The sequence below is a fragment of the Micromonospora sp. NPDC005206 genome (genome assembly GCF_040608175.1).
Taxonomy (GTDB): domain Bacteria; phylum Actinomycetota; class Actinomycetes; order Mycobacteriales; family Micromonosporaceae; genus Micromonospora.
This window is the reverse complement of the sequence record NZ_JBEXHU010000023.1, coordinates 71,190-94,383: the sequence shown is the minus strand read 5'-3', so window position 1 is coordinate 94,383 and position 23,194 is coordinate 71,190. Positions and strand designations below refer to the sequence as shown.

Sequence of the window (23,194 nt, the reverse complement as noted above, 5' to 3'; positions counted from 1 at the left end):
ACAGGGACCCCGAAAGCCGCTGAGCCGTCGCGTCAGCGCGGAGCGCCGCTGAGCCGCCGCCCGATCGCCGCGATCAGCCGGTCCAGCTCGGAGCCGAACGGGTTGTCGTGCACCAGGTACGTCCAGGTGGCGGTCGGCCGGACCAGCGCGCCGTCGTCCGGGTCCCAGTCCTCGTCAAATTCGGTCTCGGCGAACGTGGCGAGGGTGCGGGCCTCGATCTCCGGCACCAGGTTGTTGAACGCCGGCACCGCGGAGCGGTGGAACTCGTCCAGCGGGTCGAGCCGGCCCAGCGCGCGCAGGTGCACGCCCTCGCGGACCTCGGACAGCTCGGCCAGGTGCTCCGCCCAGAGCCGGTCCAGGTGGTAGAGCGCGATCGACCGGGCCGCCCGGGCGAGCACGTCCTCGTCCATCTCGCCGGCCTTCTCGGGCATCTTGTCGAGCAGCATCAGCGCGGCCACGTCGCTGGTCAGCAGCCGCTCCCGACGCAGGGCGAGGGCCTTGCGCTGCTGCTCGATCACCACGCTGTAGCGCCACGTGTTGCGGTGGATCTCGTGGTTGACGCCCTCGGCGACCCGCTGGGCGTGCTCCACCGCGTAGTCCACCTGGTCGTCGGTGACCAGGCCGTCCGCATTCATCCGCGGCGACGCCGGCACGGCGTCGGCGGCGTGCCGGACGACCAGGTCGTCCTCCAGGCTGACGAAGAAGACCGAGCCACCCGGGTCGCCCTGCCGGCCGGCCCGGCCACGCAGCTGGTCGTCCACCCGACGGCTGTCGTGCCGGCCGCTGCCGATCAGGTATAGACCGCCCAGCTCGGACACCCGCTCCTGGTCAACCTGGTCGCTGCCGCCGAGCCGGATGTCCACGCCACGGCCGGCCATCTGGGTGGAGACCGTCACCGCGCCGTACGCGCCAGCCTCGGCGATGATCGCCGCTTCCTCGTCGTCGTTCTTGGCGTTCAGCACCACGCAGGGCACCCCGGCCGCGTTCAGCCCGGCGGCCAGCCCCTCGGACTCCTTGACGTCCAGCGTGCCGACCAGCACCGGCCGCCCCGCCTCGTGGCAGCGGCGGATCTCGTCGATCAGCGCCTCGTCCTTCTCCGCCCGGGTGGCGTAGATGCGGTCCGGCTCGTCCTCGCGCACGCACGGGGTGTTCGGCGGGATCACCGCCACCTCGAGGCCGAAGAACTCCCGCAGCTGGTCGCCGACCAGCACCGCGGTGGCGGTCATCCCGCAGACCTTCGGGTAGAGCGCGATGTACGCCTGCATGGCGATGGTGCCCAGCACCTCACCCTCGGCGGTGGCGTCCAAGCCCTCCTTGGCCTCGACCGCCGCCTGGAGCCCGTCCGGCCAGCGGCGGCGCTGGGCCACCCGGCCGCGCATCTCGTCGATCAGCTCGACCGAGCCGTCCCGGACGATGTAGTCCACGTCGCGGTGCAGCAGGGCGTGCGCGTGCAGCGCCACGTTGACCGCGGAGAGCTGTGCGACGTGCTCCTCGTCGTACAGGTCGATGCCGAGCTTGGCCTCGACGGCGGCCAGGCCGGCGGCGGTGAACGCCACGCTGCGCCCGTCCTCGGGGATCGTGTAGTGCTTGCCCCTGCGCAGCCCGCGCACCAGCGCGGCGGCGGCGTGCACCGGGTCCTGCTCGCCCGGCACCGAGCCGGCGAGGACCATCGGCACCCGGGCCTCGTCGATCATGATCGAGTCGGCCTCGTCCACGATCGCGGTGGCCAGCGGCGGCTGCACCCGGTCGGCCACGTCGGTGACCAGCTGGTCGCGCAGGTAGTCGAAGCCCGCCTCGCTGACCGAGACGTAGGTGACGTCACAGGCGTACGCGTCGCGCCGCTCCTGAGGGGTGGAGGCCTCGTTGACCCAGCCGACGCTCAGGCCGAGCAGGGTGTAGACCGGCTCCATCCACTGGGCGTCGCGGCGGGCCAGGTAGTCGTTGACGGTGAGCACGTGCACCGGCCCGTTTCCGAGCCGGACGTGCCCGTACGCGGCGATCGCGGCGGTCAGGGTCTTGCCCTCACCGGTGGCCATCTCGGCGACCTTGCCGGACAGCAGCGACATCGCGCCGAGCAGCTGCACGTCGTACGGCCGCTGGTCGAGGCCGCGGCGGGCGGCCTCCCGACCGACCGCGCAGATCTCCTCGTAGTCGGTCGCCGCGCCGGCGGCCTCGGTCAACTCGGCGTCGTCCAGCGCGGCGAGGTCATCCTCGCGCGCCTCGATCGCCGGCAGCAGTTTCTCCAGCGGAGCAAGATCCACCGTCGAGCCCGGGCGCTGGAGGAACCGCCGGAACTTGCTCTTGAACCGTTGCGACACACCCATGAGCGGCAACGGTACGCGATTCGAACCGGCTTTTGCCGCCCGGCCGCCCAGCCACCGGCCGCATGTCGACGCCGACGCCGCCGGGTCAGCCGACCAGCAGCTGATGGGTGGCCAGCTCCCGGTAGAGCGGGTCGGTGGCGGTCAGCTCGGCGTGGGTGCCCACGGCCACCACCCGACCGCCGTCGAGGACGACGATCTGGTCGGCGTCGACCACGGTGGCGAGCCGGTGCGCCACGATCAACAGTGTCCGGCGGACGGCCACCGCGTCGATGGCGCGGCGCAGCGCGACCTCGTTGCGCGCGTCGAGGTTGCTGGTCGGCTCGTCGAGCAGCAGCACCGGCGGGCCGGCCAGCAGCGCCCGGGCGATGGCCAGCCGCTGCCGCTCACCCCCGGAGAGCAGCACGCCACCCTCGCCCACCTGAACCTCCAGGCCCTGCGGGGACCGCTGCGCCAGATGAGCCAGGTTGACCTTGTCGAGGACCTCGTGCAGTCGGTCGTCGGTGGCGTCCGGGGTGGTGATCAGCAGATTCTCCCGCAGCGTTCCGGCCAGCACCGGGGCCTCCTGCTCGACGTATCCGAGCTGGGCCCGCAGCACGTCGCGGGGCAGCTCCCGTACGTCCCTGCCGTCCAGCCGGACGGCACCGGCGCTCACCTCGTAGAAGCGTTCGACCAGGGCCAGCAGGGTCGACTTTCCGGCGCCGGACGGGCCCACCAGGGCGGTGCGGGTGCCGGCCGGCACCGCGAAGCTCACCTCGTGCAGCACCGCTTCGCCGCCCGGGTAGCCGAACCCCACCCGGTCGAACTCGATCATCGGGGCGGGGCGGCGCGGGGTCGCCGTCACCCCGGTTCCCACCGGCCGGTCCGCCCCGCCCTCCGCCGGCACCGCCAGGATCTCCTCGATCCGCTGCAACGCGCCCAGGCCGGTCTGCAACTGGGTGTACGCGCGCAACACCTGGGCCAGAGGCAGGGCCAGGAAGAACAGGTACATGACGAAGGCGACGAGGTCGCCGACGGTGATCGCGCCGGCGGCCACCCGGGCCCCGCCGATGCCGAGCACCAGCAGGAAGGCGCCCTGCACGGTGACCGAGCCGATCGGACCGACCACCGCCTGCACCCGGGCCACCCGCAGCCCCGCCGCGTACGCCGACCGGGCGCTGCCGGTGACGATCTCCGCCTCGCGGCCCTCGGCCCGGCTCGCCCGGATGGTCCGGGCCGCCGAGATGGCCCGCTCCACCGCCGAGGTCATCTCGCCGATCCGTTCCTGGGCGGCACGGGCCAGCGCCCGGACCCGCCGGGCGAAGGTGGCCGCGAAGCCCAGCCCCAGCCCCACACCGAGCAGGGTGACACCGAACAGCAGCGGGTCGAGCAGCACCATCGCCGTGCCCGCGCCGAGCACCATCACCGCCCCGGTGACCGTCTCGAACAACCCGGAGGTGACCACCGCGCGCAGCAGGGTGGTGTCCGAACCCACCCGGGAGAGCAGGTCGCCGGTGCGCCGGCTGTCGTACTCGGCGATGGGCAGCCGCAGCAGGTGCCCGGCCAGCCGCCGCCGGGTGCCCAGCACCAGCCCCTCGGCGGTGCGCTGCAGCAGGTAGTCGCGCAGCCCGCCGACCGCCGCGCCGAGCACCACCAGCACCACCAGCACCGCCACCAGGTCGGTCACCGCGCCGCCGGCGCTCACCCGGTCGAGCACCGACCGGGTGAGCAGCGGCTGGGCGAGCGATGCCGCCGCACCGGCCAGCGACAGGGCGCCCACCACGGCGAGCGTGCCGCGGTGCTCACGCAGGTACGGCAGCAGCGCGGCCAGGCCGACGGGCCGGGCGTCAGGGGTGCTCATGGCGGGAACGGTAGCCCGCCCGGTCACCCGGGAAGCCCGCTCCGGCGCCGGATCAGCCGGTCAGCACCACCTGAAGCTCGTGGCGGCGGCACTCGGCCAGGTCGGTGAGCAGGGTGGGCGCCTCGTCGAACGGCACCACCGCCGAGATCAGGTGCTTGCGGATCACGTCCCCGTACGCCCGGAGCAGGTCGACGGTCTCGGCGGAGAGCCGCTCCCGGTCCCAGGTGGGCGCGAGCCCGCGCGGCACCCGACCGATCTGCGCGCAGCGCAGCGACAGCCCGTTGTGGTGGAACTCCTCGCCGAACCGGACCGCGTCCGCGCCGCCCTGGTAGAAGGCGAGGTCGATCACGGTGCCCTGTGGCCGCAGCAGCCGCAGCGCGAGTTGCAACGCCCACGCCTGCCCCCGGCACTGGAACACCACGTCGGCGCCGCGGTCGCCGGCGGTGTGCGCCCAGCGGGTCTTGAGCACCGCAGCCGGATCGTCCGAGCCCGGGTCGAGGGTTTCCAGGCCGAGCGCCTCGGCGACCTGCCGGCGCTGCGGGGTGGGGTCGAGCACCATCACCGAGGCGGCGCCGTGCCGCCGGGCGAACAGCGCGGTCAGCAGCGCCACCACCCCGGCGCCGACCACCGCGACCCGCCGGCCGCGCACCCCGTCGCCCAGCGAGCGGACGCCCGCGCCGTACAGGTCGGCGGCGGCGTGCAGCAGACCGTTGGCGCAGATCGGGCCCATGTGCGCGACGTAGACGCCGAGCAGCGGGTCCAGGTCGTCGGGGAGCGGCACGAACCGTTCGGCGACCGGGTCGGCCAGCCAGCCGGTGCGGTGCCCGTACGTCATCGCACCCACCACGCCCACCGCGACCGCCGGGGTGGCGCTCTCCACCACCCGGCCGACCTGCATGTAGCCCAGCCGGGTCACCGGGTACGGGGTGCTCGCCCCGCCCGGCTGGAACAGCCCCAGGTCGGCGTTCCAGGTGACGTGCAGGTATGGGTTGGTGCCTTTGACGTAGCTCAGTTCGGTGCCGGCGGAGACGCCGCTGAACAGCGTCTCGACCCGGAAGGTGCCGGGGCGCGGCGGGGCGGCGTCCTGCTCGACCAGTTCCACCCGGCCGGGGGCGGAGACCACCACGACCCTGTCACGCATCGACGGTCACGCCGGTCGCGAGCACCGTCGGCCCGACGGGTGTGGTGAGCCGCACGGTCTCGCCGGTGCGGGCCGAGTCGGCCACCGCGAGGGCCAGCCGCTGGGTGCCCAACGCCTCGGCGTACGGGACGCGCACGTCGTCGCCGATGCCGCGCACCGCGTCGATGAAGGCGCGGTCGACCGCTACCCGGGCGGCCTCCGGACCGGCGGGCAGGTGCCGCTCACCGTCGCTGTCGCGGATCAGCAGGCCGTCCTCGGTGATCGACATAGCCAGCCCGTCGGCGAGGATCTCCAGCCCGGCCCGGTGCTTCCAGCCCAGCACGCAGGCCGCGCTGAGCGTGCCGACCGCGCCGCCGGCGAAGCGCAACGTGGCGGTGGTCACCGAGTCGATGTCGGCGCCGTCCACCGGCGGCGGTGTGCCGTTGCCGTACGCGGTGACCTCGGTGACCTCGCCGACCAGCGCGCGGATCAGGTCCAGCACGTGCGCGGCCTGCTCGACCACCGGGCCGCCGGAGCGGTCCCGCCGCGACCACCAGGCCACCGGCGGCACCTTGTCCAGCCAGGAGCCGCTGACCATCCGCACCGGACGGTCGGCGAGCAGCTCGCGGGCCTGATCGAGCACGCTCAGGTAGCGCCAGTGGTGTCCGACGGCGGTACGCAGCCCGCGCCGGGCGATCAGATCGGCGATCCGCTCGGCGGTCACCAGGTCGATCGCGACGGGCTTCTCCACGAACAACGGCACACCGGCGTCGATCACCGCTTCCTCGGCCGGGCCGTGCGCGAACGGTGGCACGCAGACGTAGACTGCGTCCGGACCGGCGGCCAGCAGCTCGGCGACGTCGGCGCAGGCTCGGCCGGCGTGCTGCGCGACCAGCGCCGACGCCGCCTCCGGGGCCACGTCGGTCACGCCGATCAGCTCGACGTCATCGAACCCCGCGAGCACGCGGGCGTGCCGCTGTGCCACTCCACCGGCGCCCACCAGACCCACCCGGCATACACGCATTCGACAAGCCCTTCGAGAGCGTTTCATCTTCGATGGGAGCAGTCCCCCGGGGTGAGCGCAATCAAACGTTCATCCCCCGGGAACGCGGCGAGGTCACCCCTGTGATCAAGCTGTTCGCTGGAGGCGGTTAGCGCATGGTGGGGAATGGGAACAACCAACCTCGGTTATCCGCCCACGATTCAAAAGGGGTGCCCGTGCGGGATACGACATCGAGCGTGTCACCGGTGGTGGAGGCGTGGGCCACGTACCGGACGACGTCGGCGGCGGCGTGGCCGGCACGCCGGCTGCTGCGTGCCAAGGGGCAGAGCCGGGTCAGCGTCGTGCTGCCGGCGCACAACGAGGAGGCCACCGTCGGTGCGATCGTGGCGACCATCCGGGAGCACCTGATGGATCGGGTCGCCCTGGTCGACGAGCTGATCGTGGTGGACTCGCGGTCGACCGACCGCACCGCGCAGGTGGCCCGGGCCGCCGGCGCGGAGGTGGTCAGCCAGGACGAGATGACCCGGGGGCTGCCTCGGCTCACCGGCAAGGGCGACGCGCTCTGGGCCGGCCTGGCCGCCGCGGAGGGGGACGTGGTGGCGTTCATCGACGCCGACCTGCGGGAGTTCCGGCCGCACTTCGTGAGCGGGCTGCTCGGCCCACTGCTGACCGACCCGTCGGTGGAATTCGTGAAGGGCTTCTACCACCGGCCACTGGTGGGCACCGCCAGCGTCGAGCCGGACGGCGGCGGCCGCGTTACCGAGTTGATGGCGCGACCGCTGCTCAACCTCTTCTGGCCCGAGCTGGCCGGCTTCGTCCAGCCGCTCGCCGGCGAGTACGCCGGCCGGCGCGAGGTGCTGGCCCAGGTGCCGTTCGTCTCCGGGTACGGAGTGGAGACGGCGATGCTGATCGATCTGCTCGACCTGGTCGGCCTGGACGCGTTGGCGCAGGTCGACCTCGGTGAACGCAAGCACCGGCACCAGGACACGGCGGCGCTCGGCCGGATGTCGGCACAGATCATGCTGACCGCCTGGGCCCGGTTGCAACGGCGTGGCTGGGCGATCCCCGGCATGTCACCGGAGGTGCTGCTGACCCAGTTCCGCCGCGGCGGCTCCGACACGCTGCCGAACCTCGACCGCGAGATCGTGGTCAGCGACGTGTCCATCGAGGAGCGCCCGCCGCTGGCCGAGCTGCGCCACCGGGTGCCCCGCCGACGGGTGGCCGCGGCGTGAGGGCCGGGGCGTTCATGTCGGGCGCATGGGAGGGCCGGGACCGATGAGCCTCACCGTGCTGATGAACGCCGGCCCGTGGCTGTCCGTGCCGCCGCCGGGCTACGGCGGCATCGAGAACGTTATCGCCACTCTGGTGCCGGAGCTGCGGCGTCTCGGCGTACGGGTGGTGCTCGCCTCGGTGGAGAGCAGCAGCCTGCCGGTGGACGAGAAGGTGTCGGTGTTTCCCGACGGGCAGTTCGCCGCGCTTCAGCGGCCGTACAACCAGGTCTGCGGGATCGCGCAGGCGCACCTGGCCGGGGTGGTGCGCGAGCTGCACGCCCGCGACGACATCGACCTGGTGCACGATCACGTGGAGGCGGTCGGGCTGGCCACCCTCACGGCGATGGGGCCGAGCGGCCCGCCGACCCTGCACACCCTGCACTGGGACCTGGCCAAGCACCCCGCGCTCTACGGCAGCCTGGACGGCGGCGAGCGGGTCCGCGTCAACGGTGTGTCCGCGTCCCAGCTGGCCCGGGCCCCGCAGGCGCTCCGCGAGCACTCGGTGGGGCACGTGCACCTGTCCACCCCGCTGGCCGTGGACGCCGACCGGCGGTCCCTCCCGGAGAAGGGCGAGCACCTGCTCATCCTCGGCCGGATCAACCCGGGCAAGGGGCAGGACGTGGGCGCCCGACTCGCTCACCAGGTCGGTTTCCCGCTGGTGCTGGCCGGGCCTGTCGGCCCCTACCACCGCCCGGCCGACCTGGCCGCGGCCGGCGACGAGGCCCGGCAGAACCCGGACGTGCGGTTCTTCCTCGACGAGGTGGCGCCCCACGTCGACGGTGACCTGGTCCGCTGGGTCGGCACCGTGGCCGGTCAGGAGCGTGACGACCTGCTCGCCAGCGCCCGCGCCTCGCTGTTCCCGCTGCGCTGGGAGGAGCCGGGCGGCACGGCGGTGGTCGAGTCGCTCGCCCTGGGCACGCCGGTGGTGGCGACGGCCCGGGGGTGCCTGCCGGAGCTGATCGAGCACGGTCGCACCGGGCTGCTCACCGCCGACGAGGAGGAACTGGGTGAGCTGGTGCTGGCCGCCGAGCTGCTCGACGCCGACGAGTGCCGTCGGGTGGCCGCGCAGCGGTTCACCCCGGCGGTGATGGCTCAGCGGTACGTCGAGCTGTATCAGCGGGTCCGCCAGCCGGCCAGCGCGCCGCGCCTGCAACCGGTCTGACCGGCGCCTCCGACGGGTTTGCGATCGGCGGCGACGGGTAGCCCGCAGCGCTCACGCCCGCCCCGCAGCGAGGAGTCGGTGATGGTCGGACCGATGGCGCACTCCCGGGCCCGGCACAATCCGGCCGACGGCAAGCCACCGGTACGACGGGCCGCCGGGACCGTGGCGGTGCTGTTCCTGCTGATCGGCGTGCTCGGCTTCGTCCCGGGGATCACCAGCGGCACGTCCGATCTCCGGTTCGCCGGTCACGGCTCGGGCGCGTACCTGTTCGGCGTGTTCCAGGTGTCGGTGCTGCACAACCTGGTGCACCTGCTGTTCGGGGTGGCCGGCCTGGTGCTGGCCCGGACGGTCGGCGGCGCGCGGGCGTTCCTCGTCGGCGGCGGCGCCGTCTACCTGGTGTTGTGGCTGTACGGCCTCGCGGTGGACCACGACACCGGGGCGAACGTGCTGCCGGTCAACGACGCCGACGACTGGCTGCACCTCGGCCTCGGCGTCGGCATGATCGCGTTGGGCGTGCTGACCGGCCGTGCCCGTCCCTGACCGGCCGCGTCACCCGTGACCTGCCTCGCCCGGCCCGTAGGTCCGGTTTGACCGTGGTGCGCCTCGGGTAGTTCGCAGGTCCCGACACATCAGCGAGGTGAGGGTCCATGTCCAGCCGGATCACCTGGGAGGTGAGCGACACCGCACCGGTGGCGGTCGTCCGGCTCTGCGGTCCGCTGGACCTGGGCACCATGCGGTCGGTGCACCGCGTGTTGGACCGGGTGCTGGCCGCTCAACCGGATGCGCTGGTGGTCGACCTCGCCGAGGTCACCGTCCGGGACCGGCTGGCGCTGTCCGTCTTCGCCGCGACGGCCCGGCGGGCCGCGGAGTGGCCGGCCGTGCCGGTGGTGCTCTGCGCGCCACCGCCGGCCGCCGCGCGTTGGCTGGCCGAGTCGACCGCGTGCCGGGTGGTTCCGGTGTCCCGGGACTGCGAAGAGGCGACCCGGGTGGCCGGCGCCGCCGCCCCGCCCCGGTTGCAGGCCCGGCTGGAGCCGGTGGCCGAGGCCTGCCGGCGGGCTCGGGAGCTGGTCGTCGACGCGTGCACGCGGTGGAACCTTCCCGATGCCGCCGGCCCGGCCGCACTGGTGCTCAGTGAGCTCGTCGGCAACGTGGTCCGGCACGCGGGCACGCCGATGCAGGTGACGGTGACCCTGCGCCGGCCGTACCTGCACCTGGCCGTGGTGGACGGCAGCCGGGCGGCGGCCCGGCCGGCCGAGGCGGACCTGCGCGCCGAGGGTGGGCGCGGGCTGCTGCTGGTTCGGGAGCTGGCTCAGCGGTGGGGCAGCGTGCCGGCCGGCCAGGGCAAGGCGGTCTGGGCGATGGTGCCGGCAACGTGAGCGTTCCGGGTGGTTCCGCCAACCTCTGGCGAACTGACTGAAATTGCCGCTCTGCCCTGGTTTCATGGTCAGAGGGTCGGGTAGGTACACCCGTCCTTTTCTGTCACAACGGCGGGGTGAGCAGCCATGGCCAAGCGGGTAACCACGGAACCCAGTCGCGATCGGGGCCCGGCGATCCTGGCACCGGCCCGCTTCGGGGGCTTCCCCGGGCCACTGCGAACGCCGACCCCCGGCAGCTCTCTGATCAAGTTCCTCGCCACCACCGACCACAAGCAGATCGGTGTGCTCTACCTGCTCACCTCGTTCGGCTTCTTCCTGCTGGCCGGGCTGCAGGCGATGCTGATGCGGGGCGAGTTGGCCCGCCCCGGGCTGCAGTTCCTCTCCTCGGAGCAGTACAACCAGCTGTTCACCTCGCACGGCGCGGTGATGCTGCTGCTGTTCGCCACCCCTGCGGCGTTCGGGTTCGCCAACTTCATCGTGCCGATCCAGATCGGCGCGCCGGACGTGTCGTTCCCCCGCCTCAACGCGCTGGCCTACTGGCTGTACCTGTTCGGCGGGGTGATGGTGGTCGGCGGGCTCCTGACGCCCGGCGGCTCGGCCGACTTCGGCTGGACGGCGTACAGCCCACTGAGCAGCGCCGAGCACTCCCCCGGCGTCGGCGCGAACATGTGGGTCATCGGCCTGGTCATCTCCGGCCTGGGCACCATCCTCGGCGCGGTCAACCTGATCACCACGATCCTGACCCTGCGCGCGCCCGGGATGACCATGTTCCGGATGCCGATCTTCACGTGGAACATGCTGTTCACCAGCCTGCTGGTGATCATGGTCTTCCCGCTGCTGGCCGCCGCGCTGCTGGCGCTGTCGGCCGACCGGCTGCTCAACGCGCACGTGTTCGATCCGGGCACCGGCGGCCCGATGCTCTGGCAGCACCTGTTCTGGTTCTTCGGCCACCCCGAGGTCTACATCATCGCGCTGCCGTTCTTCGGCATCATCAGCGAGGTCATCCCGGTCTTCTCCCGCAAGCCGCTCTTCGGCTACACCGGCATCGTGCTGGCCACCGCCGCGATCACCTTCCTGTCGATGACGGTCTGGGCGCACCACATGTTCGCCACCGGCCAGGTGCTGCTGCCGTTCTTCAGCATCCTGAGCTACCTGATCGCCGTGCCGACCGGCGTGAAGTTCTTCAACTGGATCGGCACCATGTGGAAGGGACAGCTCACCTTCGAGACGCCGATGCTGTTCTCCATCGGCTTCCTGGTCACCTTCCTGCTCGGCGGACTCACCGGGGTGCTGCTGGCCAGCCCGCCGGCGGACTGGCACACCCACGACACCTACTTCGTGGTGGCGCACTTCCACTACGTGGTCTTCGGCACGGTGGTCTTCGCACTCTTCGCCGGCTACTACTTCTGGTGGCCGAAGATGACCGGACGGCTCCTCGACGACCGGATCGGCAAGGCGCACTTCTGGACCATGTTCATCGGCTTCCACGGCACCTTCCTGGTGCACCACTGGCTGGGCAGCGAGGGGATGCCCCGCCGGTACGCCGACTACCTGCCGACCGACGGCTTCACCACGCTGAACACGATCTCCAGCATCTTCGCGTTCATCCTCGGCCTGTCCACCCTGTTCTTCATGTACAACGCCTGGAAGTCCTGGCGGTACGGGGCGATGGTGACGGTGGACGACCCGTGGGGCTTCGGCAACTCCCTCGAATGGGCCACCACCTGCCCGCCGCCACTGCGCAACTTCGACCGGATGCCCCGGATCCGCTCCGAGCGTCCCGCGTTCGACCTGAAGTACGGCCCGCTCGTCGCCGACCTGGGCCGGGACCTGCCACAGCGCACGACCAAGCCGCCACAGCACTTCGCCGAGGAGTTGCGTATGGAGCACCACGTGCCGGAGTCGCCCGCCGCCGAGGGCGCGCACGGCGCCCGCGACGCGACCGAGTTCCAGCCGACCCCGCAGTCCGGTGCCCGGCCCGTGGATGTCCCGGAGCCCGAGGGCATCCGCCGGCCGAGCTTCGAGCAGAGCGACGCGCCCGAGGACAAAGAGGAGGCGCCGAAGCCGCACGAGCGGTGGCGGCACCCGCACAGCGACCAGGACCCGGAGGAGCGCTGACCGGCGGTACGCGCTGACGAGGGCCGACACCCGTGGGTGTCGGCCCTCGTCGCGTACGGTGCCCGGCTGCGCTCAGTCCCGCGCGGGTGCCAGGCCGGCGGCGGTGAGCGAACGGCGTACCGCGGGTTGGACCCGGGTCAGCCGCAGCGGCACCCCGGTCCGGGCGGCCGCGTCCCGTCCGGCCATCAACGCGGCGATCCCGCCGGCGTCGAAGCCGCCCGCGCCGACCAGGTCGACGACCACCTCGCTGGGCTGGCCGGTGACCGCCTCCAGCATCGCCCGGCGCAGCTGGTCGGCACCGTCCCGGTCGATCTCGCCGCCGACCTCGACGACCACCCGGTCGCCGTTCTGCTTCACCGAGATCCGGGTCTTGCCCGGGTCCGGCTCGGCGGCGCCGTTCTGCCAGGGCGGCGGCGCGTCGGCGAGCATCGCCTGCCGCAGCCAGGTCAGCGCCCGCGACAGCAGCCGGGAGACGTGCATCTGCGAGATGCCGAACCGGGCGGCGATCTCCGCCTGGGTCTGGTTGCCGTAGAAGCGCATCGCCAGGATCCGCCGTTCCCGCCAGGGCAGGCGGTGCAGCAGGCCGCTCACGGTCACCCGGTCGTCGACCGATTCCAGCGCGTTGTCCGATTCGCCGACCAGGTCACCGAACTCCGCGGAGCTCTCCCCGCCCACCGGGGCGTTGAGCGAGGCCGGGCTGTAGCCGGCCGCCGACTCCAACGCCGCGAGGATCTCCTCCTCCGGCGTCTCCAACCGCTTGGACAGCTCCGCGACGGTGGGCGCCCGGGACAGCTCACTGGTCAGCGCGGCGGTGGCCTGACCGACCTCCAGGATCAGGTCGCGTAGCCGGCGGGGCACGTGCACGCCCCAGGTGCGGTCCCGGAAGTGCCGCTTGATCTCACCCACGATGGTGATCGCGGCGTACGCGGTGAACGAGCCCCGTTCCGGGTCATACCGGTCGACGGCGTTGACCAGGCCAAGGCGGGCCACCTGCTCCAGGTCCTCCAGTGGCTCCCCGCGCCCCCGGTACCGGCGGGCCAGGCGGCCGGCGAACGGCAGCGCGAAGCGGACCAGGTCGTCCCGTGCCTCCTGCCGCCGCTCCGGCGGCAGCCCCTCAATTCGGGCCGCGTACGCCAGCGCTGCCGCATCGAGGTCCTCCAGACCTCGATCGGTGGGTGGTGGTGTGGTCGTGCTCGTCTGTCCGAACATCCGCGCCTCCCTCAGGAAGGTCCCCCGCCCGGATCGGGAAACCGGTCGTGCGCGTGGTCGAGCCACGCACCGGGCCGGAAAAGTGGGTCAGTGACTGGGATGCCAGCGGGCGACAACGCCTTTGCGCAGCGCAATCAGGCCGTCGCAGTCAGCGATGTTCCCGCTCCGTAGGTACTCAATCACGGGACCCCGGGTTCGCGAGGATGTTTCGGCGTGCTCCGCCTCAGGAGATCAGCAACCCCTGGTGGCCGCCGCTGTCCCGGAGCATGGAGAGCGCCTCGGCGGCCCCCAGCGGGGGCGGCGTGGGCAGGTCGTACGGCTGGGCGCGGAGCACCTCGGTGGCCCGGCGGGTGGGTACCGAGGTGACCGGGTAGCCCCGAGCGGCGGTCCGGTCCAACGCCCGACGACGCCGGCCGAACCCGGCCACGGCCAACCACTGCGGCAGCCCGGCCAGGGCGGGCGAGCGCACCCCGGGCGGCTCGGGCAGCACGTCCACCGAGCTGAACGTCTCGCTGCCGGCCAGCCACCACTCGGCCTCGTCCACGCTGCGCCGGGTGGCGTTCTCGCACCAGTACGGCACCAGCCCCGCGCGCACCACCTGCCACGGATCGATCAACCGGCCGCACTCCACCACCAACCGGTCACCGGTCTTGCCGGCGCCGCGGAGCCAGTGCCGGTACAGGTCGGCCACTGCCGCGCTCAGCGCCGCCGGCCGGGGCACCAGCACCCGGTGCAGCGGGTGCTCCCGGCGGGCCGCCCAGTCCCGCGCGGCCAGCTCGAAGCCCGAGTCCACGCCGTGCTCGGCTGCGCCCGAGGGGACGGACATCTCCGGCGGCTCCCACCGGGCGGCATCCCCGCCGACGGAGCGCAGCACCTGCCGCAGCGCGTGGCTGTCGGGGTGGAAGTCCACCGGGTCCAGCCCGCTGGCCGGGCAGCCGACCTGGAAGCTGTGCCCCGGGCCGCGCTCCAGCACCGGCCAGGTCCGCGCGTCGCGAACCAGCACCACCGGGGCCCCGGTGGTCAGCCGGTCGGCCAGGAACTGCGTGTAGGCCGCCGGCAGCGCCCGCCAGCGGGCGGCCAGCGACACGGTCACCCCGGTCAGCGGGCCACGGCTGGCGGGGCAGTGCACCTGGCGGAGATGCACGTCGGGGTTGCCGGCGAGCAGTCGGGCGGCGAGCGCCTCGCCGTGCTCCAGCGCCGCACCCGGGCGGTCCACCGCGCCGCCGGTCCAGTGCACCGACATCTCGAAGCCGGCCGGCAGCCACGGCACGCCGAGTGCCACCGCGAGGTGGGCCGCCGCGCCATGCGGTGAGCCGATCAGCACGCCCGGGTAGCGCTGGCGCGGGTACTGGTCGACGAACCAGCGGGCGACCCGCCCGGCGTCCACCTCGTCGACCTGAGCCATTGTGAGCGCGACCCGGCCGGCGGCCCGGCTGACCGCTGCGCGACGGACCGGCTCCGGGGCGCCGGGGAACCGCGACACCGGCCCGGCGTGCCCGAGGTCGGCGCAGTCCACACCACGCAGTGCCCGGGCGGTGGCGGCGACCAGCACCCGGGCGGGACTGCTCACGGCCACGACCCGGTCGCCGGCCAGACCGGCACCGTCGGCCGTGAGCCCCTTGCGCACCTTGTGCACCGGCTCTACCTTGCCTCGTTCGCTCACCACGCGGCCCGGCTTCCCGTCCCGATGGGGTTCAAACGGGGCATCACCCACCCGGCGGCACAATCCGCTGGTCGGCGGGGGTCCACGGTCATCACCGGCGTTCCACGACGATCCGCCGTGGGCGGCGGGAGCGGGTCGCCGGGGGCGAACGGGCCGGGCACGGTGGCCCGGGTTTCGCCGGGGCCAGGGCGGGCACTTCCGGGCTCATGCGCACCGACGACACGAGCGAGCCGGCCGCCGCGACGATCACCCCGTACCAGGACGGACCGCTGCTGGTCCGCGGCGACTTCGCCCTGGTCACCCCCGACGGTGAGCGGATCGACGCCCGCCGGGGCACGGTGGCGCTGTGCCGGTGCGGCAGGTCGGCGCTCAAGCCGTTCTGCGACGGCACCCACAAGATGGTGAACTTCCGCGCGGGAACCGCCCGGGAGGGGTGACCGCCGCGGTCAGGCGACGCCGGCCAGGGGTCCCGCGGCGGCGGTCGCGGTCGCGGTCGCCGGCAGCGAGACGGTCAGCGCGGTGCGCGCCCGCAGCGAGCTGCGGCCGGCGGCCCAGCTGTCCAGCAGGTGCGCGGCGAACAGCCGGTCCACCGCGAGCGCGGCCGCCGCGCCGAAGAGCACGTCACCGGCCAGCGCCGGCTCGGCGCGGACCAGCCCGCCGCACAGGTCGTGCGCGGCGATCTGCTCGTGCACCGCGTCGGCCTCGACGTGCTCGTCGTAGAAGCGGGTGGCGACCTCGTCCAGGCCGAGCCGGCGCAGCCCGTTGCCGTAGCGGCGGTTCGGCACCGACGAGGTCATCTCGAAGGCGGCCAGGTGACCGAGCAGCGCGCCACGCAGGCGTCGGTGCAGCCCGAAGAGCGACATCAGGTTGTTGGTCGCCAGCGTCACCGCGGGCACCACGTCGAGGTGGGCGCCGTAGCCGGTAACCAGGCCCAGCCGGTCGAGGGTGCGCCGGAACAGCTCGGCGTGCATACGATCCAGCCGGCCGTTGCCGTACTCGTCGGTCTGGATCTCCACCAGGGCGGCCTTCGCCGGGCCGCCGAGGCGGGGCAGCGCCCAGCTGTGCGGATCCGCCTCGCGCAGGTGGTAGACCGAGCGGTGGGCGACGAACTCGCGGAACTGGGCGAGGTCGGCACGCCGCTGGAGGGTGGTCGCCAGCGGAGGCCCGTCGTCGGCCGCGACCAGCTCGGCCAGGGCCGCCGCCACCCCGGCCGGCGGCAGCGGCGGCGGGGCGGACAGCCGGCGCAGCGCCGCCTCGAAGGGCCGCTCGGCACGGGCCCGCAGGGCCAGCAGCGTCGGCTGCCACTCCCAGCTCTCATCCACCCCGCGCCAACCCCGGTAGTGCAGCTCGTAGCAGAGGAACAGGGTCAGCTGGAGATCCTCGTCCGCGAGCGGGTCCGCCGGGTCCAGGTCGGCACCGAGGCCCGCCGGCAGATCGTGCGGCGGACGCCGCAGGGCCCCGGCCACCGCCGCGGAGAGCGGACCGCGCGGCTGCGGTAGGGCCGCGGGACCGTAACGACGGTCGGCGGGCTCCAGCATGTGACCTCCAGCGTCCTCGGGCCGCTACTGATGCCCAGGCGGGCCACCCCTAAACGAGGCCCTCCGCGTTCACGGTGAGCTCCACCTGCTCGCGGACCCGCCGGGCGGCCTCCCCGTCGGCGTACAGGCCGCGCAGGTCGGCGAAGGCCGGCTGCGGCGGCGCCAGTGGCACGGCGGCGTCGACCACCGCCTCCAGCACACACGGCCGGTTCGCGGCGAGCGCCTCGTCCCAGGCCGCACCGACCAGCTCCGGGCGGTCCACCCGGACGCCGTGCAGCCCGAGCAGCCGGGCCCAGCCGGCGTACGGCACGTCCGGGCGGCGCTGCGCCGGGTCGGGCGACGTCTGCCGCCCGCCGCCCATGCCGGACTGGTCACGGTTGTTGAGCACCAGCACCACCAGCCGCGGATCGCGCCACTTCTGCCAGAGGTGCGCCACGGTGATCAGCTCAGCGAGCCCGTTGAGCTGCATGGCGCCGTCGCCGACCAGCGCGAGCACCGGCTGGTCGGGGGCGGCGAGCTTGGCGGCCACCGCGTACGGCAGGGCGCAGCCCATCGAGCCGAGGGTGCCGCACAGCTGCGCGTTCACCCCGGGCGGCAGGACGAGGTGCCGGGCGTACCAGTAGAGGACCGACCCGACGTCCACCGCGACCGCGCCGACGGCCGGCAACCGGGTGGACAGCTCCTGGAGCACGAGCTGCGGGTTGACCGGGTCGGCCGGCGCGGCGGCCCGGTCGGCCGCGGTCGAGCGCCACCGGTCCACCGAGCTCTGCACCGTGGCGCGCCACTGCTGGTTGGGCCGGTGCGGCACCCGCGCCAGCAGCGCCCGCAGCGTCTCGGCGGCGTCACCGACGAGCGGCACGTCCGCCGGGTATCGGGTGCCGATCCGCCGTCCGTCGATGTCGATCTGGACGGTCCGGGCCTGACCGGGCATCGGGAAGTAGTCCGTCCACGGATCGTTGGTGCCCACCATCAGCAGCGTGTCGCAGCCGCCCATCAGCTCGGCCGCGGCCGACGTGCCGACCTCGCCGAGCACCCCGGCGTGGTAGGGCAGCCGCTCGTCGAGCACCGGCTTGCCCAGCAGCGAGGTGGCCACCCCGGCGCCGAGCCGGTCGGCCAACTCGGTGATCTCCCCGGCCGCGTCCCGACCGCCCTGGCCGACCAGGATCGCCGTGCGCTGGCCGCTGCCGAGCAGCTGCGCGGCGGCGTCGAGGTCCATGTCGTGCGGCAGCACCCGGGCCAGCGGCACGCCCGGGGTCGCCGAGATCACGCCGACCGACTGCGGCTGCAGGTCGGGCACCACGGCCTCCTGCAACTGCCGGGGCAGCACCACGCAGGTCGGGCTGCGGGTCGCCGCCGCGGTGCGGAACGCCTGGTCCAGCAGCGCGGGTACGTCCTCGGGCCTGCGGCCGTACTGCACGAACTGGTTGCACACGTCCGCGAAGAGCCGGCTGAGCCCGATCTGCTGGTGCGCGCCGCCGAGCGGCCCGGAGATGTCCTCGCCGATGATCGCCACCACCGGCGTGCTGTCCAACTTGGCGTCGTAGAGGCCGTTGAGCAGCTGGACCGCGCTGGGCCCCTGGGTGGCCAGGCAGACCCCGATGCCGCCGGTGAACTTGGCGTGCCCGGTGGCCATGAAGGAGGCGGTCTCCTCGTGCCGGGCCGGGACGAACGCCGGGTCGCCGCCCGTGCGGTCCAGCGCCCGGACCAGCGGGGCGATCGCCGCGCCCGGGTACCCGAAGGCGCGTGGCACCCGCCAGGCCAGGAGCCGCTCCACCACCAGGTCGGCAACGCTGCGCTCAGCCATTGCCGCGCCCGGGCGTGCTGGCATCGACGTACCGCAGGACCGCGCCGACGCCGTCGCTGAGCTCGGGCGCCTCGTCCGGGCCCAGCACGGTCAGCGCCGCGTCGGTGCCGACCAGCGCCCGGACCAGGGCCGCGTCGGCGCGAACCCGTTGCGGGTCGGTCACCGACATCGCCGCCAACTGCCCCGGGTCGACGGCGATCTCGGTCGGCTCGGGGCCGACCCACAGCTCGCCGTTGGCCGACGGATCGTCCACGATCAGCATGGTGTCCACCTGGTTGCGTTGCAGGGCCGAGACGACCGCGTCGAGCCCGGCGCCGACGTCCTCCTGCACGCCGAACCGGTCCAGCGCGGCGCTGATCCGCTGATCGGCGACCTCCGCGATGGTCTGCACGGTGAGGTCGTCCAGCAGCGTCTGGTCCGCGCCGCCGGCCCGCGAGCCCGCGTCGGTGCGCACCATGAGGTCCTGCCAACGCTCCGGCATCTGGGCGGCGATCATCCCGGTGGCCCGAACATCGCCGGCCACCACCACCACCTCCGCGCCGACCTTCTCGGCCAGCTCCACGGTCGCCGCGGTGACGTCGCCGGCGTTGCGGTGCCAGGCCTCCATGGCGGCCTTCTGGTAGATGTCCTGAGACCAGCCGCCGGGCTGCACCCGGCGCACCTGGAAGGTCTCCCGGCCGACGACGTGCGCCTTCCGGGGCACACCGCCGGCGCTGATCGCGATCGCGTCCGCGCCGGTCCGGTCGGCCAGCACCCGCACCCACGCCACCTGCTCGCCGCGCTGGGCGAGCAACGGCATCACGTGCGGCAGTGGCGCGTAACTCGCCAGGTCGCTCAGTGGTGGCGCGGAGAGGAACTCGGAGAGCACCACCCGGCCGCGGGTGGCGAAGACCGCGAGGCCGTAGTCGCCGACCATCGGGTCGTGGCCACGGATCACCCGGTCCAGCGCGGCGACGGTCGCCTCGTCCGCGCCCTGGTCGGTTAGTTGACGCGCCAGGGCACGCCAGCGCAGTGCCAGCGCCTGGTGGGCGTCCTCCGTGTCGGCGGAGGCGTCCAGGTACACCGAGCACCACGGCCCGGGTCGGTCGTAGAGCGGGCGCAGGAAGGACAGCTGCATGCTCGACCCCTTTCCAGCTCGGCCCCCCGCTTACCCGGGTCGCCGGGGATGTCACCTCGCGGCCGTGAGCCCGTGACCAGGTTTCATTCACGTCGTTCAACCGGGGACGTCGATACGATGCGTGAACAGAAGCGGACTCTCGGTGGTGGAGATGGACAGCGGACTCGATACCAGACGGATCGTGCACCCGACGGAGCGGATCGTCACCGGGCGGTTGGTCCGCCTGCTTGACGGCTACACGCGCGAGGTGCGCATCGGCCAGCCGGTGCTGGTCGTGGTGCTCGCCGCAGCCGCGTTCGCCGCGCTCCCCGCCCTGCTGCTGCGCTCGCTCTTCTCCGCCGGGGGCGGCGGCGCCCGGCGGCGCTGGAAGGAGCTGAAGCAGGGCCCGGAATACCTGGTCATCCCGGTGCGGCTGCGCAACACCGCCGGCCAGCTCTGCGAGGTGGAGCTGCACGGCCACCTGCCGCAGAGCGCCCTGCACCCCGCCGACCAGGTGCAGCTGACCCTGCGCCCGCAACGCGACCCGGAGCTGCCGCCCCGGATCGAGCGGATCGTCAACCTCACCACCGGGCAGCTGCTCACCCCACGTACCGCGACGCTCTGGTCGCATCTCGGCCCGCCGCTGCTGTTGCAGGCGGTGCTGGGCGCGCTGCTGCTCGCCGGCGTCGCGGCCTGCTCCGCGCTGACCTGACCGGCCGGGCCCGGGTTTCCGCGCCCGGCGGGGTGGGCACCGGCATCGGCATGTTTCCCGGATTCACCCTCGACGAGATCGACGTCGGCCCGGTGCGCCTGCGGGTGCGCCACGGCGGGTCCGGCTCGCCGGTGGTGCTGCTGCACGGCCACCCCCGTACCCACGCGACCTGGCACCGGGTGGCGCCGCTGCTCGCCGAGCGACACACGGTGATCTGCCCCGACCTGCGCGGGTACGGCGGGTCGACGAAGCCGGCGGAGACGGCCGACCACTCCGCGTACGCCAAGCGGGCGATGGCCCGCGACGTGGTCGCGCTGCTCGACGCGCTCGGCCACGAGCGGGCCGCGGTGGTCGGCCACGACCGCGGCGCGTACGCGGCGGTGCGCACCGCGCTGGACCACCCGGATCGGGTCAGCCGGCTCGGTGCGCTCGACGGGGTGCCGATCGGTGCCGCACTGGCCAGCTGCGACGCCCGTTTCGCCGCCCGCTGGTGGCACTGGTTCTTCCTCGGCCAGACCGACAAGCCGGCGGAACGGGTGATCAACGCGGATCCGGACGCCTGGTACGGCGGCTCCCCCGCCGAGATGGGCGAGGAGGCGTACGCGGACTACTCCCGGGCGATCCACGACCCGGCCACGGTCCACGCGATGTGCGAGGACTACCGGGCGGGCCTCGGCCCGGACCGGGCGGCCGACGACGCGGACCGCGCCGCCGGGCGGAAGATCGGCTGCCCGGTGCTGTTCGTCTGGGCCGAGCGCGACGACATGGTGGAGCTGCACAGCGACCCGGCGGCGATCTGGCGGGAGTGGGCCGACGACGTCCGGGCCACGTCGATCGACTCGGGCCACCACATGGCCGAGGAGGCGCCGGAGGCTCTCGCCGCCGTACTCGCCGACTTCCTGGCCGACTGACCGGTCAGCACGGCTGGCGGATCAGCGCGACGTGCCGCTCAGCCGACCGGGGCGGGCTCGCGGGCCGGTCGGCGGGCGGACTCGAGCATGCCCCGACGGCGGGCCCAGCGCTCGAAGACCAGGGTGGCGAACGGCGGCACCGCGCAGGCCAGCGCCACGACCGTGGCCAGCAGGCTCCACCGGTGCAGCCGGGCCACCGCCAGCACCAGCAGGACGTACGCGACGAACAGGCCGCCGTGGATCGGGCCGAAGATCTTGACGCCCAGCTCGTTCTCCGGCGGACCGTACTTGACCACCATGCCGATCAACAGGGCCAGCCACGAGCACGCCTCGGCGATCGCCGCCGCGACGAAGAGCCGGGTCACCTTCTCACGCATTCCCACGCCACCACCTCTCGGGCGGCAATGCTAGCGGTGCGCGCCGGCCGCGCCGGAGCGGACCACGCGGGCGCGACAGGGATCACCGGGCTCACAGGTGGGTAGGAAGGGACCATCGGGTCTTCCCCGCTCGCTCGACACGTGCGAGGTTAGGGGGACCAGCGGTGACAGGGTGGTGACCATGGGCGAGGATGTCGGCGTACGGACCTTCAGCCGAGAGGACCGGGCCCGCTACCGGGACAAGGTCCGCCGTTGCCTGGACGTCTTCGCCGAGATGCTGCGCGAGTCGCGGTTCGACATCGACCGGCCACTGACGGGGCTGGAGATCGAGCTGAACCTGGTCGACCAGGCGTCGATGCCGGCGATGCGCAACGCCGACGTGCTGGCGGAGATCGCCGACCCGAGCTTCCAGACCGAGCTGGGCCAGTTCAACATCGAGATCAACGTGGCGCCCCGCCGGCTGACCGGCACCGGCACCGCCGAGTTCGAGGAGCACGTGCGGGCCAGCCTCAACGCCGCCGAGGAGAAGGCCCGCGCGATCGGCGCCCACATGGTCATGATCGGCATCCTGCCGACGTTGCGCCCCGAACACCTGACCGCCGAGACGCTCTCGCACAACCCCCGGTACGCGCTGCTCAACGAGCAGATCTTCGCCGCCCGTGGCGAGGACCTGCCGATCGCCATCAGCGGGGTGGAACGGTTGGCGGTCACCGCCGACACGATCACCCCGGAGGCGGCCTGCACCAGCACCCAGTTCCACCTCCAGGTGAGCCCGGCCCAGTTCGCCGACTACTGGAACGCCGCCCAGGCGATCGCCGGCATCCAGGTCGCCCTCGGCGCGAACGCGCCGCTGTTCTTCGGCCGGGAGCTGTGGCGCGAGACCCGCATCCCGCTGTTCCAGCAGGCCACCGACACCCGGTCGGAGGAGATCAAGGCGCAGGGCGTACGGCCCCGGGTCTGGTTCGGCGAGCGCTGGATCACCAACGTGTTCGACCTGTTCGAGGAGAACGTGCGCTACTTCCCGGCGCTGCTGCCGGTCTGCGACCCGGAGGACCCGGCGCAGGCGCTGGCCGCCGGTGAGGTGCCCCGGCTCGCCGAGCTGCGGCTGCACAACGGCACGGTCTACCGGTGGAACCGGCCGGTGTACGACGTGTCGCGTGGCCGGCCGCACCTGCGGGTGGAGAACCGGGTGCTGCCCGCCGGGCCCACGGTGCTGGACACCATCGCCAACGGCGCCTTCTACTTCGGACTGGTCCGGGCCCTGGCCGAGTCGGACCGGCCGTTGTGGTCGCAGATGTCGTTCAGCGCCGCCGAGGAGAACTTCACCAGCTGCGCCCGGTACGGCATCGACGCGCAGGTCTTCTGGCCCGGCCTCGGCTACCTGCCGGTCACCGAGCTGGTGCTGCGCCGGCTGCTGCCGATGGCGCATCACGGCCTGGACCGCTGGGGGCTCGACCCGGGCGAGCGTGACCGGCTGCTGGGCATCATCGAGCAGCGCTGCCTGACCGGCCGCAACGGCGCGACGTGGCAGGTGGAGACGCTGCACCGGCTGGAGTCCGCCGACCACCTGGACCGGCCGGCGGCGCTGCGCGAGGTGGTCCGGCACTACGTGACGCTGATGCACAGCAACCGGCCGGTGCACGAGTGGCCCATCCCCTGAACCGGCCCATCCC

Annotated in this window: 19 protein-coding genes; 9 read left to right on the top strand and 10 right to left on the bottom strand. The window is 73.4% G+C overall.

Features of this window, described 5'->3' with window-relative positions:
- Positions 1-32 precede the first annotated feature (32 nt).
- The 4 genes from secA2 to ABZU69_RS29995 all read right to left on the bottom strand — a co-directional run bounded on the left by secA2 (position 33) and on the right by ABZU69_RS29995 (position 6,305).
- Positions 33-2,324 carry an accessory Sec system translocase SecA2 gene (gene secA2, locus ABZU69_RS30010; protein WP_354967668.1) on the bottom strand — a complete coding sequence of 764 codons (2,292 nt, stop codon included), beginning with the start codon at positions 2,322-2,324 and terminating at the stop codon, positions 33-35.
- A gap of 85 nt (positions 2,325-2,409) precedes the next feature.
- Positions 2,410-4,161, bottom strand: coding sequence for an ABC transporter ATP-binding protein (locus ABZU69_RS30005; RefSeq protein ID WP_354967667.1), 1,752 nt, complete (start codon positions 4,159-4,161; stop codon positions 2,410-2,412).
- Positions 4,162-4,213: 52 nt separating this feature from the next.
- Positions 4,214-5,302 carry a zinc-binding dehydrogenase gene (locus ABZU69_RS30000; protein ID WP_354967666.1) on the bottom strand — a complete coding sequence of 363 codons (1,089 nt, stop codon included), beginning with the start codon at positions 5,300-5,302 and terminating at the stop codon, positions 4,214-4,216.
- The gene (locus tag ABZU69_RS29995; RefSeq protein WP_354967665.1) at positions 5,295-6,305 is read right to left on the bottom strand and encodes a Gfo/Idh/MocA family oxidoreductase; all 1,011 of its coding nucleotides are present in this window, start codon (positions 6,303-6,305) and stop codon (positions 5,295-5,297) included. Before ABZU69_RS29995 ends, ABZU69_RS30000 begins: the two co-directional genes overlap by 8 nt.
- Positions 6,306-6,499: 194 nt before the next feature.
- On the opposite strand from ABZU69_RS29995, the gene ABZU69_RS29990 reads away from it, so the two are divergent.
- The 5 genes from ABZU69_RS29990 (at position 6,500) to ctaD (ending at position 12,211) form a co-directional block, all read left to right on the top strand.
- Positions 6,500-7,516, top strand: coding sequence for a glucosyl-3-phosphoglycerate synthase (locus tag ABZU69_RS29990; protein WP_354967664.1), 1,017 nt, complete (start codon positions 6,500-6,502; stop codon positions 7,514-7,516).
- Positions 7,517-7,559: 43 nt separating this feature from the next.
- A complete protein-coding gene (locus tag ABZU69_RS29985; RefSeq protein WP_354967663.1) occupies positions 7,560-8,717 on the top strand; it encodes a glycosyltransferase in 1,158 nt (385 codons plus the stop codon).
- A gap of 81 nt (positions 8,718-8,798) precedes the next feature.
- Positions 8,799-9,257, top strand: a complete 459-nt coding sequence (locus ABZU69_RS29980; protein WP_354967662.1) for a DUF4383 domain-containing protein — start codon at positions 8,799-8,801, stop codon at positions 9,255-9,257.
- Between the two features lie 107 nt (positions 9,258-9,364).
- Positions 9,365-10,093 (top strand): ATP-binding protein, encoded by a 729-nt coding sequence (locus ABZU69_RS29975; protein ID WP_354967661.1) that lies wholly within the window; start codon positions 9,365-9,367, stop codon positions 10,091-10,093.
- Positions 10,094-10,219: 126 nt separating this feature from the next.
- Positions 10,220-12,211, top strand: coding sequence for a cytochrome c oxidase subunit I (gene ctaD / locus ABZU69_RS29970; RefSeq protein WP_354967660.1), 1,992 nt, complete (start codon positions 10,220-10,222; stop codon positions 12,209-12,211).
- Positions 12,212-12,283: 72 nt separating this feature from the next.
- Here ctaD and ABZU69_RS29965 read toward each other — a convergent pair whose 3' ends face one another.
- A complete protein-coding gene (locus tag ABZU69_RS29965) occupies positions 12,284-13,420 on the bottom strand; it encodes a SigB/SigF/SigG family RNA polymerase sigma factor (RefSeq protein WP_354967659.1) in 1,137 nt (378 codons plus the stop codon).
- A 223-nt stretch (positions 13,421-13,643) separates the two neighbouring features.
- Positions 13,644-15,047 carry a hypothetical protein gene (locus ABZU69_RS29960; RefSeq protein ID WP_354967711.1) on the bottom strand — a complete coding sequence of 468 codons (1,404 nt, stop codon included), beginning with the start codon at positions 15,045-15,047 and terminating at the stop codon, positions 13,644-13,646.
- A gap of 242 nt (positions 15,048-15,289) precedes the next feature.
- Between ABZU69_RS29960 and ABZU69_RS29955 the strand changes: the two genes are divergently transcribed.
- Complete coding sequence (locus tag ABZU69_RS29955; RefSeq protein ID WP_354967658.1) at positions 15,290-15,520, top strand: CDGSH iron-sulfur domain-containing protein; 231 nt, start codon at positions 15,290-15,292, stop codon at positions 15,518-15,520.
- A 9-nt stretch (positions 15,521-15,529) separates the two neighbouring features.
- Here ABZU69_RS29955 and ABZU69_RS29950 read toward each other — a convergent pair whose 3' ends face one another.
- Genes ABZU69_RS29950 through ABZU69_RS29940 form a run of 3 tightly spaced genes read right to left on the bottom strand, consistent with a single transcriptional unit; the run spans position 15,530 to position 19,542 of the window.
- The gene (locus ABZU69_RS29950; protein ID WP_354967657.1) at positions 15,530-16,621 is read right to left on the bottom strand and encodes an iron-containing redox enzyme family protein; all 1,092 of its coding nucleotides are present in this window, start codon (positions 16,619-16,621) and stop codon (positions 15,530-15,532) included.
- A gap of 49 nt (positions 16,622-16,670) precedes the next feature.
- Entirely contained in the window at positions 16,671-18,425 is a 1,755-nt protein-coding gene (locus tag ABZU69_RS29945) for a thiamine pyrophosphate-binding protein (RefSeq protein ID WP_354967656.1), read from the bottom strand.
- Entirely contained in the window at positions 18,418-19,542 is a 1,125-nt protein-coding gene (locus ABZU69_RS29940; RefSeq protein WP_354967655.1) for a Vms1/Ankzf1 family peptidyl-tRNA hydrolase, read from the bottom strand. The genes ABZU69_RS29945 and ABZU69_RS29940 overlap by 8 nt, the downstream gene beginning before the upstream one ends.
- 142 nt (positions 19,543-19,684) lie before the next feature.
- Here ABZU69_RS29940 and ABZU69_RS29935 point away from each other — a divergent pair, with 142 nt between their 5' ends.
- Both ABZU69_RS29935 and ABZU69_RS29930 read left to right on the top strand, forming a co-directional pair.
- Positions 19,685-20,233, top strand: coding sequence for a hypothetical protein (locus ABZU69_RS29935; RefSeq protein WP_354967710.1), 549 nt, complete (start codon positions 19,685-19,687; stop codon positions 20,231-20,233).
- Between the two features lie 50 nt (positions 20,234-20,283).
- Complete coding sequence (locus ABZU69_RS29930) at positions 20,284-21,144, top strand: alpha/beta hydrolase (protein ID WP_354967654.1); 861 nt, start codon at positions 20,284-20,286, stop codon at positions 21,142-21,144.
- Between the two features lie 38 nt (positions 21,145-21,182).
- Here the strand turns inward: ABZU69_RS29930 and ABZU69_RS29925 are convergent, their stop codons facing one another.
- Positions 21,183-21,521, bottom strand: coding sequence for a DUF3817 domain-containing protein (locus ABZU69_RS29925; protein ID WP_354967709.1), 339 nt, complete (start codon positions 21,519-21,521; stop codon positions 21,183-21,185).
- Positions 21,522-21,702: 181 nt separating this feature from the next.
- Here ABZU69_RS29925 and ABZU69_RS29920 point away from each other — a divergent pair, with 181 nt between their 5' ends.
- On the top strand, positions 21,703-23,181 hold the full coding sequence (locus ABZU69_RS29920) for a glutamate--cysteine ligase (protein WP_354967653.1): 1,479 nt from the start codon (positions 21,703-21,705) through the stop codon (positions 23,179-23,181).
- Positions 23,182-23,194 lie beyond the last annotated feature (13 nt).